A 14,649-nucleotide genomic window follows, 5' to 3' on the forward strand; every position below is an offset into this window, starting at 1 on the left:
GCCCAATAGTGTCTGATACCGTTCTCCGGACCCCATGCCCTTGGTCAATTGCCGGATTGCTTCCGGCTGGTCCCCTGTCGGTTTGAATTCTGATACTACCTTAAATTTCATCCCCTAAATTACAAAAGAAGGTCGGTTTGATGGGATGGATTCGGGGATAATTTGGATGCTATCGTTTTAGGGCTAAGTGGCCTTTGAATTCTTTGCCGTTTAGCCCTATTGCCATAAACCAATAATCGGATGAGGGCATTGATTTTCCATTATAAGTACCGTCCCATCCCAGGCCACGGGACTCGATTTGCCCTAAAAGGTTGCCATAACGGTCGAAGATAAAAATGGTTCCGATATCGACATATCAGCTGTGGGTTTAAAATAAAATGCCCCTTGATTTCCTTCGCTCCGGCGATTTTGAACTTTTACAGGTCGCGCTTTTTCAAGAGGGCATAGGATAGATAGACAAAAATAGCCGTCCAACAAAGAACGATGGCGATTTCGTACCAGTGTACCTGATAACTGAATTTGAATTCTTGGCCCAATTGTTTAGCGGCCGATTGTATCACGTTCAACCTTGTAATCGGCTCGTCGATAAGGTTGTACATCGATTGTAAGGGAAAGAAACCCATGACCATGTCCGCAACACCATCTTTGGTGTTAAACAGTTTTTGTTCGCAGACCACGGTTATAATCCCTTCTATGATCTGCCATATAAACAGGAAGCCTAAGGCGAAGGCCGATCTTTTTACCCAAACGCCGAGAAAAAGGCAAAAGGAGAAAAATCCCGTAAGTTTAACAAAATAGGCCAGAATATATTCGAGATCCGAAAAGATGATGGATACTTCGTTAAAATCGGAATAGATAAGGCCTAAAATGAGGGTTACCACGAATACGAAAACGGTAGAAATGCCGGCAAATACCAAAACCGTTAGAAACTTTGAAAGTACGAATTCCTTTTTGGACAGGCCGTCGATAAGGTTCTGTTTAATGGTCTTGTTGCTGTATTCGTTCGACATCATCGATACGATGACGATAGCCAAGAACAGCTTGAGCCACGCGGTAAAAAAAGTATTGAAATGCCAGATGTACGGAAAATTGAAGATGCCCTGGTCGGCCAACTGAAAGTGGATGTCGCCGAAATCGAATTTTATCATCGATACGAGCGCAATGGAAGTGATTAAAACGAAATACGTGATAATCAGTAGTCTACTCGTTCTATTGTTCCAAAGTTTTATAAACTCGATCTGTAAAAGTCGTACCATTATTTTATCTATTGTTACTAAACATTGAACGTTTTTCGTTCGTTGGCCATTCTTCCTTGGCCGCTGGCCGTTGTTCGGAGTTCCCCATTTCTTGGACGCAGTTCATTGGTAGATGTCTCTTGCCCGCCGTGCAAAGGGTGGCTGTTGTTAATACCTGCAAAAGCGCAATAATGTAATGCACAAGCGGCTTTCAATTTGCCTGATTTTTAGTTAGTGTCAAAAACTGCTCTTCCAAACTTTCCTTGCGTTTGACCAGATGTGAGAGTACGATGCCTTGGGCGAACAGTGTTTTATTGAGCTCCGTGGCGTCCATTTCTTCCTTGAGGATGGCGGTTATACGTCCGTTATCAACTTTGATCTCGCCAAAACTGGCATTTTTTTCGAGATATCGGGTCAGTAGTTGCATATTTTCCGTCCGTAGTTCAAAAAAACCATGACTGGCCAGCATACCATCAACCCGGCCGGAATAGAGTTTTTGCCCTTTTCTAAGGATGACCACGTGGCTACAGACTTTTTCTACTTCGTCCAGCAAATGCGAGGCCAAAAGGATGGTAGTGCCTTCGGATGCTATTTTTTTAATGATTTCCCGAATCTGGTGGATACCTTGGGGGTCGAGTCCGTTTGTGGGCTCGTCCAGAATCAATATCTCCGGGTCGTTGAGTAGGGCAGAGGCGATGGCCAAGCGTTGCTTCATACCCAAAGAATAGGTACTGAACTTGCTGTCCTTACGGTCGATAAGGCCGACCAGTTCAAGTTTTTCTTCAATCTTGGTGTTGGGTACTTCCTTTATCCTACAGACCAAGTTCAGATTCTGAACGGCGGTCATATACGGATAGAAATTCGGCCGTTCGATGATGGCGCCTACCTTTTTCAGGGCTTGGTGGGTCGAGATGCTTCCGCCGAACCAAGCGAAGTCGCCCGCCGATCGGTTGACCACGTTCAAGATGATGCCTAGAGTTGTTGATTTTCCGCTGCCATTGGGCCCGAGAATGCCGTAGACGTTTCCTTTTTCGATGGTAAAGGATAGGTCGTTGACCGCAATCAGGTGGCCGAACTTTTTGCTGAGATGGTTGACTGTGAGTATTTTTTCCAAACTAGGAACGCCTTTTTTAAGATTACGGTTTTATCGATTTCACATGGTATTAAATTCCAAAAACAAAATTCCAAATTTCTGGAATTTGGTGCTTGTAATTTGGAAGGTTCTACCCTCTACTAAGTTGACGACAAAACCTTAGCTTTGTTACAAATAAAATCAAATTATGTCCGAAGAACGATTAATGTCGAAGAAAAAACCGGCCTATCCGGTCAACGATAAGTTAGATGCCTATCTTGACCATTATAACCGTAAGATAGAAATTCCGATTTTTTATGAGGATTTGCTAAGGTTCTCGGGGTCGGTCGTGGTCTATGATTCGAAAGATGAGGATACCCTTTGGATCCGGGTCTACTATCCGGAATTCGAGCGTAAGGAAATCGATGACAGTCTCAAAAAAGTGTATTCTATACTGCATTCAGATGGCAGCAGCAACATCCACCAATACTTGAACGTAGATGCCGTAGATTTCTGTACATTCGGTAATTCCAAACCTTTCCGTATTCGTATCCGGAATATTCTTAACGATAACTTTACCTATTTCTACATCAAAAAAACGGATGCCTCCCGTATTTATGGGCTTGAGCTAGAGCACATGCTATCGCCCTACAACCTGAACTTTTTGGTCTATAAGGATACTTTGATCGAAGAACATATCGCCGGAATTCCTGGGGATGTTTTTATTAAGGATATGCTACCCGACTGCACCGAGTCCGAAAAGGCGCAATTGGCCAAGGAGTTCGTAAAGTTCAATGAAAGATGTATGATTCGGCTGTTGGGGGATATGCGTTCGTACAATTATGTCATAGTTCCGGTACACGATTTTGACCACGTAGTCTACCGTATCCGTGCCATCGATTTCGATCAGCAATGTTTCGAGGGAAGATTAAAAGTCTACCGTCCCCAGTTTTTTAAGGAAAATTATCAAATGGTCGAACTGGTGCGCCATAAACTCTTACACGATTCCGTTGATCAATATAAATTGGAAGAACGCTCCATTGTCGCCAAACGCATCCTCAGTTCGGGCAACCGGATCAAAAGATTAAGAGCCATCGCAAAAAAGGATGCTATTTCGACGGATGAGAATACTGAAATGCTCAAGGAGCAAATCTATGAATTGACATTGGATACTAATTTTAGGAAGTGCAAAAACATGGGCGAAGTGCTTGACCTAGCGCTTAACTTCGTGCGTCGTAACTATCAAGATGTGAGCATGAAACAAATTATTGAGCAGCGGATTAAAATCTAGATGCCAAGGATAGTTGGCAATCAACGACTCAAGTCTCCGTCTCGGCAAATTCTTTCAAAGTTAGTGGCTCGAAGGTAGATTTTAGTTGCTTTCGTATGGCCTTCGAACTTTGAACCGAACCGCGAGTAGCTTTGAGCGGCAACCGCTAGCTCTTCACTTCTTTGTTGAAATACACCAAATAATAATACATCTGTTTCTCCTCGTCCCAGCCTTTTTCGACGAATTTTTGGGCGGATTCGGGATTTATGAAGTCCAACTTGATTTGGATATGGGTATCGAGGTTGATGACGTTCTTGATTTTTTTTCGGGCGTCGGATACGGCCTTGTTGGCAATATTGAAGTTTGAAACGTCTTCTACGCTGTATTTCGGTCCTTTTTCGACTTTGTAGTGCTTAAATTCGGGAATCAATTCGGGATTTTCCATCACCTCGTTCAAAAAATTGCTTTCCTCAAAATTATCGTTCTTGGCGAAGTGGTTGACCGCACGGTTCATGAAAAGTACTTCTTGTTGTTTGTCCTCGGCGGGCAGTACCACGTCTTTGGCGAAGTTCTGGCAGAACTTGAGGTAGTTTTTGGTGTAGAAATTCTCGTCAGCTAGCGGAGTGGCCCCCAAAAACTCTTCTAGCCAGTATTTTGTGTCATATCGGTTGCTGTCAACCGAAAGCACCTTGTAGCCTTCCTCTTTGTCGACGTTGAAAATCAAACATCCCTTGTCCAGTTTGTTGATATTTATGCCCTGTTGGATGACGATATCGAGACTGCTTCCCTTTTCCTCGAACTGCAGGAAATCGTGTTTCAGCTCGCTCTTGAAAATACCGATGGCATCCGTTTTGACGTTGTCCAGAAGAATTCCTGTCAGATGGGTCACATAGACCTCCCCACTTTTGATGTGCGGGTGGTTTGACTGATCGAAAAGGTGTTTGGCGATCTTCTTAGAATTGGCGTGCGTGGTGTTGGGGTCGGAAAAAATCTCGGATGCCAATTTGTAAAGGGCATTGAACTCCACATCGACTTCGTTGGAAAGTTTAAAATAGTTTTCCTCTTTTTCCCGGAAGGGTTTAAGGAAGTATTCTTTTAGAAGCCCGGTCGTCTCGTCGTTGAGCCTAAAGGGTTCTTCGGAAAGAAATAGCCCTTCCGCTTTATTTTTGTTGCCAACGCGGTGCAGGGAAATACTTTCGATTTGGGTGGAGTAGAGATTTATCATTGAATAGTTTCCGTTTTTTCAGGAATTCGATTAAGTTTATATGGAGTACTTCGACTTCGCCCAGCATAAACTAAAGTAGAAATGCTCGGCTAAAAAGGCCGTGAAAGTCTATTGGTGTTACGTATTATTTATGGCAAAGGTCAATGGCAAGGGGTTTTCCGTTTGTGAATTGTTCTCCAGTTTTAGTTAATGCCCAATTAGAGTAATCGTTTATAATTCCTTTATTTTTTGATTTGACTGTAGGGAAAACATGCCGCCTGTCGCTCACGCCCAATGCAATTTCTTTTGCTTGCTAGCCCCTAATTCCAATTTTCGTCAAAATCAAGGTCGTCATAATTTTCAAAGGTGTCCTCAAAATCAAAGGCAGCTTCCGATTTGAAATGGGTTTCCGGTGGATTTTCAGGCAGTTCGCCAAAACTGAACAGCACGTTGGGATAGGAGACGCCGGATTCGGGCTCGACGATATCGGCCAGTTCGACCAAGAACGTCCATAGGCGCAAAAAATCGTAGACGTATATCAATTTCGGACTGTTTTCGGTCATCACATCCTCTAAAAACGTCTCGTTCATTAAACGTACGTCAGAAATGCTGTCGCTCATATCGAAAAGGGCGATTTCCTCGTCCTGGTTCCATTCCTCGTCACAGGTATAGAAAGAGGCCATTTCGTTGCCCAAAAACCCGAAAGATTGGGCAATGGCGTTGTGGAATTCTTCCATCGTACTGCTGTCCCGGATCTCGATATCCCGAAAAATATCCTCTTTGGCATCCAAGATTATCCGTATTTTATAAATCATGGTGGTCGTTTTTGTGGGAGAGCAAAGTTACGAAGAAATATGAGTTTTAAAGTTTATAGGTTTAGGAGTTTATAAGTTAAGAAGTTTGGGCTTTTGGAAAAAGGAATGATGCCGTAAATTTTTAAAGGTCGGGTGTCGGATGTTGGGCACTGGATTTTAAATGGCGAGTTTTCGCCCTTAGCACCTCTAAAACCAAATAAAACTGCACACCGAACAATAAGGAAGCAATTATCAGATGCACAGGTTGGGTGGCGAACGGAAAGTCGAGATAATACATACTGATGCCGGTCGCTATTTCTATGGCCAAAAGGCCGAGCACCCAGTTTATCTTTGAAAAGCCGAGTTTATGTTTCCAGATTTGTCGGGCCAAATACAGGTTCAATACAACTACCGCAATCGAAAAGGACCGGTGCACATAAAACGACCAATCGAAATCGGACAACCAAAGGTGATTTGCGGTTTCCCCAACTACATCGATCCGCTCATCGACGAAATGTCGTACTTGGGTACCCAATATAATCTGTACCATAGTAACCACCAATGCAGCCAGTAGCCATGTGCCCAGCTTTTTTTGATAGATGAAGCCTTCCGAGGGTTTTTTGGTCGTGTGGATGAGATAAATCAAAAGGGTGACGATAACCAGGGCCATCACCATGTGTACTGTAATTTTCGCCGGTGCCAATACGGAATAGACCACCGTCGCACCGAGCCAAGCTTGAAAGCCCATACCGAGAACCACCAACCACGAAAACAGCGTGATTTTTTTATTTGTTTGCCAAAATCGAAATGAGAATACGGCTAAAACCAAGGTGGCGAGTCCGGCCAGGGCTCCGAAAAGACGGTTGATGAATTCGATCCAGGTGTGCCAAGGGTTGAAAATGGCGTAGTCGTGTTTGGTATACGGAACCCAATTTTCCGGAGTATATTCCATACCGGTCCTGAAATCGGCCTTCGCGACCTGCAAGGCTTCGTCGGCAATAATGACCTGTCCTTTTTCGAACTCCTTATCCGGTTGCCATTGCAGTTGCCCGACTTCGGTGGGGGGAATGTAATAGCCAAAACATTTGGGCCAATCGGGGCAGCCCATGCCGCTACCGGTCATTCTGACGATGGCCCCGGCGGCGATCACCAGGTAGACCAACACTAATGAAATCTTGGCTAATCTTCGAAAACGTTCTTGCATTTTTGGGATACAGTATACTACAAAAATACCACTCTAAATCAAGAACCACTTTAGGGTTTTGGATAGAAAACCATTAAAAAAATCTTGTGTTCATCGCCTTTCTGTAGCGGGTCAACAATTCGTAGCGCAACAGAATCTCGAACGAGCCATTGTTAAATCGGGTACCGCCCAACGCGGTAGTTTCCCTGTCGTAGGCGAGGCCTAGTAGCAACTTGTCGTTGATTTGAAAACCGAAAAGTGCGCTTAACGCTGCATCCCAACGATATGCGGCGCCTAAGGTAAACGTATTGTTGAGTAAAAAATTAGTTGATATATCGACTTGTAAAGGTGCACCGTTCACTGCCTTTACCAAGAAAGCCGGCTTGAACTTTAGCCGTTGGTTGAGGTTGAAAACGTAGCCCGTAATCATGTAAAAATTCAGTCTTTCCTCGGCCAAAAATGAAGTGCTCGAAGCGGAATCGTCGAAATGTTTTGTGTTCAGAAAGTTGGGAATGGACAGCCCGGCGTAAAAACTTTCGGTGTGGTAATATACCCCCGCCCCGAAATTCGGCGAAAACTTTTGGTCGATATTGCCCAATCCCGAATTGGCAGCCTCTTGATTGAAATTGGCCAATTTGTTAAAATCGATATTCAGGAGATGACCGCCGGCCTTAACCCCAAAAGATAATCTTCGTTCTCTTGATAGTGGGATGGTATAGGAAAACACCCCATCAAAATAGGTCTCTTGATTGGTACCGTTACCGATTTCGTCGTTGACGATCGATAGTCCGAGTCCCACCCTTTCCGAAACCGGACTATGTACGTTCAAGGTCTGGGTCTTGGGTGCGCCGTCAAGGCCGATCCATTGGGAGCGGTATAGCCCGGCAATGCTCAGCACACCCCGAGAGCCCGCATAGGCAGGGTTTACGGTTATAGCGTTGTACATGTATTGCGTGAATTGCGCATCTTGTTGTGCCTTTATGCCCGAAAAGGAAGTTATAGTCAGGACAAGGGTTAGTATCAATTTTTTCATGGGATGCTTTTAACTAGGATGCCTAGGGGATTTAATCCTTTTCTGTCTACGTAAAGGTAGCCCGATAAATTCACTTTGCTTTTAGTCCGATTTCCTTGCCTTTTTTCATCATAAACCTTTTTGCAGCCGTATATTCGTTCGGTATTTCCCCTTCTAGAATGGCTTCCTTGATGGCATCCTTGATGATTCCGATTTCGCGGGACGGTTTTATTCCAAAAGTCTCCATGATTTCTTCTCCGCTTACCGGAGGTTGAAAGTTGCGGATGTGATCGCGCTGTTCGACTTCCTCTATTTTTTGGCGTACAAGCTTAAAGTTGTTCTTATATTTTTTCTGTTTGCTGGAATTTTTGGTCGTTATATCCGCCTCGCATAAGGTCATCAGGTCATCGACATGCTCGCCTGCATCATGTACCAATCGTCTGACCGCGGAATCGGTGACGAATTCCTCTGAAAGTATTTGCGGTCGGGAGCTCATCAGCACCATTTTCTGTACGTATTTCATCTTGTCGTTCAGGGGCATCCGAAGGCGTTTGAATAACGTATAGACCATTTTGGAACCCATGAACTCGTGGGCATGGAACGTCCATCCTATTTTTTTGTGCCATTTTTTGGTAGGTGCTTTCCCGATGTCATGCAATAGGGCCGCCCAGCGCAGCCAAAGATTATCGGTGGTCTCGGCAATGTTGTCGACGACTTCCAACGTATGCCAAAAATTATCTTTATGGCGCTGTCCCTCTTTTTCTTCGATACCCTGTAAGGCTATCAATTCCGGTAGGATAAAGGGCAGCAGTTCCGTTTTGTGGAGCAAGGCAAAACCATTGGAGGGTTTTTCGCTGGCCAGAATTTTATGAAGCTCGTCGACGATGCGTTCTTTGGATATGATTTTGATCCGTTCCTTATGTTGGGCAATTGCCTGCAAGGATTTCAATTCGATCTCGAAATCCAATTGTGTAGCAAAACGGACGGCACGCATCATCCGTAAGGGATCGTCGGAATAGGTAACTCCGGGTTCCAAGGGGGTACGGATAATTTTTTTTTCAAGATCGGTAATACCATCGAATGGGTCGAGCAATTCTCCGTAGGTGTCTTTATTCAGGGAAATGGCCAGGGCGTTGATGGTGAAGTCCCGGCGCCTTTGATCATCTTCCAAAGTGCCGTTCTCGACCGTCGGTTTACGGCTGTTTCGATCATAGCTTTCCCTTCTGGCACCCACGAATTCGAGTTCGATGCCCTCATGTTTCAACATGGCAGTTCCGAAGTTCTTAAAAATCGAGACTTGGGGCTTGCCCGGCAGTTTCGAGGCCACTGTTTGCGCCAATTCGATGCCGCTACCCACCGCTACGATATCGATGTCTTGCGGGGTGCCACGATTTAAAAGATGGTCACGAACGAAACCGCCGATGACGTAAGTGTCCACACCCAGTTCGGAAGATGACTCGGCAACACATTTGAAGACAGGTTTTTTTAATGCACTGTTAAGGTTCACGGTATTCAATGTTCGCTAATCTTTTTCTTACTCCCGAATCACCTTCACCGTTCCGTCATTGCCTAACTTGATAATCGCCGACGGAACAGCGTTCGGCTGCTCGGTCGGTAAATTTACCACATAGTCGACACCTTTTAAAATGGATTCGGAAATTTCGTGGAAACCTTTGGGACTGGGTTCTTCGGAAACATTGGCGGAGGTCGAGACGAGGGGTTTCCGGAATTTGTTGATGAGGTACTGGCAGAATTTGTCCGATGCCACTCTTATGGCCAAGGTGTTATCAGATGCCACAAGATTCTTGGCGACACCTTTCGGGCGGTCGTAAATAATGGTCGTCGGTTTGGTCGACAAGTCCATGATATCGTAGGCCAGTTCGGGTACATTTTCTATATATCTTTCGAGCATGGCATCATTGGAGACCAGACAAATCAGGGCTTTGCTGTCATCGCGGTTTTTAAGGGCATATACCTTTCGGACCGACGTTTCGTTGGTCGCATCGCATCCAATACCCCAGACCGTATCGGTTGGGTAGAGGATAAGGCCACCTTCCTTAAGTACCTTGAGACAGGTATTGATTTCGTTGGTGAAATCATTCATGATTTGTTACAAATTATATTTCTCAAAAAATTCTTCCCAATCCCTAAGCTTCTGGACGGGATCAAATTCTAATTCCGCCCGGCTGAAGGGCAGGCCAGCCTGTCGAACGGGCAGCACCACCTCCCACATCATGTAGGCCTCACATCTCACGTCTTTCCCTCAACCGCGCCAGTTCCTTATAGCGGGCGTGTACCCCCAAAGCGTTAAGGTAACAGATAATAATTCCCTTTTTACCATCTAAGATTCCCAGCCGAAAGAGGTAGTGGTTGACAAATTTGTAAAAGGGACGGAAACAGAAATGGTACAGGTTGGGCGAATAGTCCTTATCCAATTCCTCGAAAGCCTTCATTTGGCCGTACTTTATCATTTTGCCTTTGTAATCCTCATAATTTTTATAGGAATAATGGATCAGCTTGTTCTTCAGGGTGCCGGATTTCCCGTTAATGACCAAGGTTTCATGTACGATGCGTTCCTCTGAAAAATATACCTTGCTTTTTCGGAACAAACGGTAGTTTTTATCGCTTTGCCACCCGCTGAAATGTAAGATTTCATCTTTAAACATGAACGTACGTAGAAAATAATAGGCATTGGCGGGCGGTTTTTCGAGATTAACGGTTTCAATAATCTCTGCCTTTAACGGTTCGGTGACCCTTTCATCCGCATCCAAGAACAGCACCCAATCGTAGGAAGCCTGTTCAAGTGCAAATGATTTTTGGTCCGTAAAGTTTTCGAAGGGCCGCTGTATCAGTTTTATATGGGGTCGCTCACGAACTTTTTCCGAAGTACCATCGGTGCTATAAGAGTCGACTACGATTACCTCGTCGGCAAACGAAATGTTGTCCAACACCCCGTCGATATGGAAAATCTCGTTGTAGGTGATGAGTACGGCCGATATTTTCCTTTTGTTATCGCCCATACACCAGATAGTTTACAATTTTTTCCTGGATACTTTTACTATCGAAATTTTCATGTGCAAAAATAAATCCTCTATGCCCCATTTCTTTTCTTTGCTTTGGATGTTGGGCAAGGTACTGGACTTTGTCCGCAAAGGCTTTTACATCGTCAACGGGAGTAAGGAATCCCGTACTTCCGTCTACCACGACCTCGGGATTGCTGCTACAATCGAACGCAACGATCGGTTTTTTGCACAGGGCCGCTTCGGCCAATACATAACCAAATCCCTCCCATAAGCTGGACAGCACAAAAATATCCCCACTGCAAATCAAGTCTTTCGGGTTTTCGATAAATCCTGCGAACACTATCTGTTCTTGTACGTGCAGGTTTTTTGCCTTATTTACAAGTTCTTCCCTTAATCTTCCCTCGCCACCGATAAGCAGTTTAAATTTTAGCTTTCTACGTTTGAGTTCCGCCGCTATATCGATAAGAAACTTCTGATTTTTTTGAAACTCCAAACGGCCCAAATTCGATAGCACCAGCTCATCGGCATCCTTTTTTTGATAACAGGGTTGTGTAGGTTTTCCTAAGAACGTATCCATGTCGATACCGTTATAGATTACCTTTATTTTATCCTCTGGAAAAAGAGTAGGATTTAAGGCCAAAACCGTCTTCTTGGTGGCATGGGAATTCACCAATACCTCGATTACGATATGGTTGAAATAATAGCGATTCAACCACGAATTTTTAATGGGAATGGCACTTCCCCTTCTATAGATTATACGTTCGATTCCCGCCCATTTGGAAGCCAACCCGGCCAATTTCAAATCCCTGGAAAGGTTCATCACGATTGTGCCTACATTATGTCCCTCCAATATTTTTTTAATCGACCTTATCTTTAAAAGGTTCAAGAAACTAAGATTGGCAACCCTTGTTCCCAGGCATTGAATACCGGAGGTCAACAATCGGTTGTAGAGTTCGCCCTTGATATGCGCAATTACCAAAACAGGATGGCCCAAGGCATGGAGATGCGTGCTGGCCTCTAAATGCCATTTTTCTCCCCCGCCCCAGGCTTCGGTACTGTTGAAAAAGCATATCGTCTTCATACCAACACCGATTTGTAGACCTCATAAATGTTTTGGGCGACCCTATCATCGGAAAATTTTTGAACGAAGCTATAGCCGTCTTCCTCGATTTGTTTCCGTAGGGCAGGATTTTCGAAAAGACGCCGGATCTCATTTCTAAGGGCATCCGCATCCAGCGATGCTACATAAACCGAATGAGGGCCGCCGGCCTCCGCAAAACAGCCGCCTTCTGAGGTGATCACCGCGGTTTTGCTGAACAGTGCCTCGATAATCGGTATCCCGAAACCCTCGCAGATAGAAGGGTAGCAGAATACCGTGGCCAACTGATAGATGGCCGCAAGTTCGGTGTCGCCCACATTCTTTAAAAAGATAATCTGTGATTGCAACTTGTTCTCCCGAATGTAGGAATGGATTTTTTGGGCATATTTTTTTTCGGAACCTACCAAGACCAGATGATAGTCGGTTCCGTTTATGGCCTTTACCAAAGTAAAGGCATTTTTTCGTTCTTGCAAAGTGCCTACATTCAGTACGAATTCTTGGGGCAGATTGTATTTTTTACGGACTTCATCCTTATAATGTTGATCGTATTCCTTTTTATAGACGTCATTACAGCCTTGGTAGACCACTGTAATTTTTTCCGGATCGGCATCGAGGTACTGGACGGCATCCCTTTTGGTCTGCTCGCTGATCGCAATTATCCGGTCGGTATTCGCAGCGGCATACCTGAACTTTTTGGTGTAAATCAACCTATCAAAGAATGAATAATAATGAGGATGGGTCAGGAATATAAGGTCGTGAATGGTAACGACCGTAGCAATGTTCGTTTTTTTGAGTCCGGACGGAAGTTCGCCGGTCAATCCATGAAAAATATCCACCTTGTCCTTGATAATTTGTTTGGATACAGGACCTAAACGCCATAAGGAAGAGAATTTTTTCCAAAACCAGCCCTTGGGGTATTTGATATAGATTTTCTTTTGGATGTCTAACCGGTCGACGTTGGACGGGGCGGTGTTGTAGAGCACAAATTTTTCTATGGGCGTATAGCGATACAAAATACGGATGGCGTCACGCCCGTAATTGCCTAGCCCTGTGTTGTTATGAAATATTCTTTTGGCATCAAAACCGATTTTCATCGCCGTATTTTTGGTGGTCGTCAAAGGTCAAAGATAGGGTAAGCTATTCATTTATAAAATCAATATACCTGCTTTGCTGAAAACGATAGCTCCATTTGGGGTCGGAATAGGTTGCGGGGGATTTTAAATTTCCCGTATCGATGTCGGAAATGAGCTGTGGGAAAGTAGCTGGGTCGAAAAAACAGGAATTTTCCTTCAAATCGGGAATATCCTGGAAAAAGGTATGGCAAAGCATCGTTTTTTTATGGGCAAAGGCCAGGTTGAAGGTACCTGAAATTTTGTACTTCAGATAGTCCGCATTGGGCTTCAGCAAAGGCATGATGTAATCGCAAGCTGCGAGATACGAATGAAAATCCCGGTTTTCTACAAAGGAATGGAACAATTTAAAACGCCCTAGTTGTCCTGATTTTTCCAGACTGTCGTAGAATCGTTTGCCCGCTGCATTATTGCGGTCTACCTTGCCCAATATGATGAACTTCACCCTGTCCAACGTAGGGATTTCAGCGATTGCGTTGACCAAAAAATCATAGTCCCTTCGATCGTAGTCCACTCGTCCAGGGATACCGATCCATATATCGTTTTGCTTGTAGACCGGTAACGGTTCGTACTCCGGAAAAAAAATGGGATAAAAACTCTGTACTTTAATTGCACCGGTGTTTTTATGCAAAGGCAGCAGCGCATCGTTAAGCACGAAATATTTTTTCACTTTTTGGGATATAATGCTTTGTGTGGAACTGCTAAGCAGTTTTTTGGTATCGTGCAGGATACCTACGCATGCTACTTCGGCAAACCGGAGCAGCACGGTCAGGTTACGAACAACACTGTAGGAATGCGCGGTATTAAAAACTATCAGATCGAATTTCTTGAGCATGCCGAACAACTGCCACTGGAGCCGGAGTTTTTTAAAAAAGTCCTGATGGTCAAAATCGAAGTAGATCACTTCGTCCGCCAGGTTCGCATAGTCGGTAATTTGTTGGGCAAGTATGGGGTGTAATATCAAGGTTACTTTATGTCCGGCATCCTTTAAAAAGCTCAGCTGGGTGCAGATACACTCCTCATGGGATTCCCTGATTTCTACAATGGCAGTTTTCATTTGACGGTATCAGGCCGCAAGATAGTGGATTATGGTCTTTGGCCGAAACGGTCGGCCTATTGTAAAATGGAAATAAGATGATACCGGACAAAATATCACTCGCGAACAGGGCTCAGTACAGTAGCATCGTGTAGTTGGTTACTTTTTCGGTTCAGTTGGCGGAATTCGCGATATCTTTCCAGATCGCTCAGGGCATTCAGGTAACAGATAATGACGCCTTTTCTACCGTCAAGCATTCCCAGCCGGATGGTGTAGTTGTAAAGGAATTTCCAAATGGGGGCGACCATTAGTTTGAGGGGAAGGGTCTGTTTTCCGTTTTCATGGCATTGTCGGGCCTTTAGTTGGCCATAGCGCAGCATTTTTTCTTTGTAATCCTCGTATTTCTTATATGAAAAGTGCAACAACCGCTTGCTGAGTACGCCTGATGTGCCCTGTACTTCCAAACGTTCGTGTACCCTTCGCTCTTGGCAGAACGCTACTTTGCTCTTTCTGAATAGCCGATAATTTTTATCCGTTTGCCATCCGCTGAAGCGCAAATGGGCGTTTTTGAACATGAATTTTCGGTAGAAC

Annotated in this window: 15 protein-coding genes and 1 pseudogene; 1 reads left to right on the forward strand and 15 read right to left on the reverse strand. The window is 44.5% G+C overall.

Features of this window, described 5'->3' with window-relative positions:
• Nucleotides 1-169: 169 nt before the first annotated feature.
• The 4 genes from ACEW8S_RS14440 to ACEW8S_RS14455 all read right to left on the reverse strand — a co-directional run bounded on the left by ACEW8S_RS14440 (nucleotide 170) and on the right by ACEW8S_RS14455 (nucleotide 2,349).
• Nucleotides 170-346 (reverse strand): T9SS type B sorting domain-containing protein, encoded by a 177-nt coding sequence (locus ACEW8S_RS14440; protein ID WP_373518854.1) that lies wholly within the window; start codon nucleotides 344-346, stop codon nucleotides 170-172.
• 70 nt (nucleotides 347-416) lie between these two features.
• A complete protein-coding gene (locus tag ACEW8S_RS14445; RefSeq protein ID WP_373518840.1) occupies nucleotides 417-1,256 on the reverse strand; it encodes an ABC transporter permease in 840 nt (279 codons plus the stop codon).
• Between the two features lie 17 nt (nucleotides 1,257-1,273).
• Nucleotides 1,274-1,450 (reverse strand): hypothetical protein, encoded by a 177-nt coding sequence (locus ACEW8S_RS14450; protein ID WP_373518841.1) that lies wholly within the window; start codon nucleotides 1,448-1,450, stop codon nucleotides 1,274-1,276.
• Nucleotides 1,447-2,349 carry an ABC transporter ATP-binding protein gene (locus ACEW8S_RS14455; protein ID WP_373518842.1) on the reverse strand — a complete coding sequence of 301 codons (903 nt, stop codon included), beginning with the start codon at nucleotides 2,347-2,349 and terminating at the stop codon, nucleotides 1,447-1,449. The genes ACEW8S_RS14450 and ACEW8S_RS14455 overlap by 4 nt, the downstream gene beginning before the upstream one ends.
• A gap of 166 nt (nucleotides 2,350-2,515) precedes the next feature.
• On the opposite strand from ACEW8S_RS14455, the gene ACEW8S_RS14460 reads away from it, so the two are divergent.
• Nucleotides 2,516-3,598 (forward strand): hypothetical protein, encoded by a 1,083-nt coding sequence (locus ACEW8S_RS14460; RefSeq protein ID WP_373518843.1) that lies wholly within the window; start codon nucleotides 2,516-2,518, stop codon nucleotides 3,596-3,598.
• 145 nt (nucleotides 3,599-3,743) lie between these two features.
• Here ACEW8S_RS14460 and ACEW8S_RS14465 read toward each other — a convergent pair whose 3' ends face one another.
• The 11 genes and pseudogenes from ACEW8S_RS14465 to ACEW8S_RS14515 all read right to left on the reverse strand — a co-directional run.
• On the reverse strand, nucleotides 3,744-4,802 hold the full coding sequence (locus ACEW8S_RS14465; RefSeq protein WP_373518844.1) for a nucleoid-associated protein: 1,059 nt from the start codon (nucleotides 4,800-4,802) through the stop codon (nucleotides 3,744-3,746).
• Between the two features lie 299 nt (nucleotides 4,803-5,101).
• Nucleotides 5,102-5,596 (reverse strand): hypothetical protein, encoded by a 495-nt coding sequence (locus tag ACEW8S_RS14470; protein WP_373518845.1) that lies wholly within the window; start codon nucleotides 5,594-5,596, stop codon nucleotides 5,102-5,104.
• 121 nt (nucleotides 5,597-5,717) lie between these two features.
• On the reverse strand, nucleotides 5,718-6,779 hold the full coding sequence (locus ACEW8S_RS14475) for a heme A synthase (protein ID WP_373518846.1): 1,062 nt from the start codon (nucleotides 6,777-6,779) through the stop codon (nucleotides 5,718-5,720).
• 73 nt (nucleotides 6,780-6,852) lie between these two features.
• A complete protein-coding gene (locus ACEW8S_RS14480) occupies nucleotides 6,853-7,791 on the reverse strand; it encodes a type IX secretion system membrane protein PorP/SprF (RefSeq protein ID WP_373518847.1) in 939 nt (312 codons plus the stop codon).
• A 70-nt stretch (nucleotides 7,792-7,861) separates the two neighbouring features.
• On the reverse strand, nucleotides 7,862-9,277 hold the full coding sequence (locus ACEW8S_RS14485) for a CCA tRNA nucleotidyltransferase (RefSeq protein ID WP_373518848.1): 1,416 nt from the start codon (nucleotides 9,275-9,277) through the stop codon (nucleotides 7,862-7,864).
• Between the two features lie 27 nt (nucleotides 9,278-9,304).
• Complete coding sequence (locus tag ACEW8S_RS14490; RefSeq protein ID WP_373518849.1) at nucleotides 9,305-9,874, reverse strand: L-threonylcarbamoyladenylate synthase; 570 nt, start codon at nucleotides 9,872-9,874, stop codon at nucleotides 9,305-9,307.
• Between the two features lie 139 nt (nucleotides 9,875-10,013).
• Nucleotides 10,014-10,790, reverse strand: a complete 777-nt coding sequence (locus tag ACEW8S_RS14495; RefSeq protein ID WP_373518850.1) for a glycosyltransferase family 2 protein — start codon at nucleotides 10,788-10,790, stop codon at nucleotides 10,014-10,016.
• Complete coding sequence (locus ACEW8S_RS14500) at nucleotides 10,780-11,874, reverse strand: glycosyltransferase (RefSeq protein ID WP_373518851.1); 1,095 nt, start codon at nucleotides 11,872-11,874, stop codon at nucleotides 10,780-10,782. Before ACEW8S_RS14500 ends, ACEW8S_RS14495 begins: the two co-directional genes overlap by 11 nt.
• Nucleotides 11,871-12,986 carry a glycosyltransferase family 4 protein gene (locus ACEW8S_RS14505; RefSeq protein WP_373518852.1) on the reverse strand — a complete coding sequence of 372 codons (1,116 nt, stop codon included), beginning with the start codon at nucleotides 12,984-12,986 and terminating at the stop codon, nucleotides 11,871-11,873. The genes ACEW8S_RS14500 and ACEW8S_RS14505 overlap by 4 nt, the downstream gene beginning before the upstream one ends.
• A 43-nt stretch (nucleotides 12,987-13,029) precedes the next feature.
• Complete coding sequence (locus ACEW8S_RS14510; RefSeq protein ID WP_373518853.1) at nucleotides 13,030-14,079, reverse strand: hypothetical protein; 1,050 nt, start codon at nucleotides 14,077-14,079, stop codon at nucleotides 13,030-13,032.
• A gap of 95 nt (nucleotides 14,080-14,174) precedes the next feature.
• Nucleotides 14,175-14,649 (reverse strand): annotated as a pseudogene (locus tag ACEW8S_RS14515) (glycosyltransferase family 2 protein); the annotation flags it as partial.

Origin of the sequence: Pricia sp., assembly GCF_041745955.1 — a bacterium.
Lineage (GTDB): Bacteria > Bacteroidota > Bacteroidia > Flavobacteriales > Flavobacteriaceae > Pricia.

Coding starts and splice junctions, on each gene's coding strand:
- ACEW8S_RS14490 (WP_373518849.1), bottom strand. CDS start 9,874: ATGAATGATTTCACCAACGAAATCAATACCTGTCTCAAGGTACTTAAG.
- ACEW8S_RS14480 (WP_373518847.1), bottom strand. CDS start 7,791: ATGAAAAAATTGATACTAACCCTTGTCCTGACTATAACTTCCTTTTCG.
- ACEW8S_RS14510 (WP_373518853.1), bottom strand. CDS start 14,079: ATGAAAACTGCCATTGTAGAAATCAGGGAATCCCATGAGGAGTGTATC.
- ACEW8S_RS14495 (WP_373518850.1), bottom strand. CDS start 10,790: ATGGGCGATAACAAAAGGAAAATATCGGCCGTACTCATCACCTACAAC.
- ACEW8S_RS14445 (WP_373518840.1), bottom strand. CDS start 1,256: ATGGTACGACTTTTACAGATCGAGTTTATAAAACTTTGGAACAATAGA.
- ACEW8S_RS14475 (WP_373518846.1), bottom strand. CDS start 6,779: ATGCAAGAACGTTTTCGAAGATTAGCCAAGATTTCATTAGTGTTGGTC.
- ACEW8S_RS14465 (WP_373518844.1), bottom strand. CDS start 4,802: ATGATAAATCTCTACTCCACCCAAATCGAAAGTATTTCCCTGCACCGC.
- ACEW8S_RS14500 (WP_373518851.1), bottom strand. CDS start 11,874: ATGAAGACGATATGCTTTTTCAACAGTACCGAAGCCTGGGGCGGGGGA.
- ACEW8S_RS14505 (WP_373518852.1), bottom strand. CDS start 12,986: ATGAAAATCGGTTTTGATGCCAAAAGAATATTTCATAACAACACAGGG.
- ACEW8S_RS14460 (WP_373518843.1), top strand. CDS start 2,516: ATGTCCGAAGAACGATTAATGTCGAAGAAAAAACCGGCCTATCCGGTC.
- ACEW8S_RS14470 (WP_373518845.1), bottom strand. CDS start 5,596: ATGATTTATAAAATACGGATAATCTTGGATGCCAAAGAGGATATTTTT.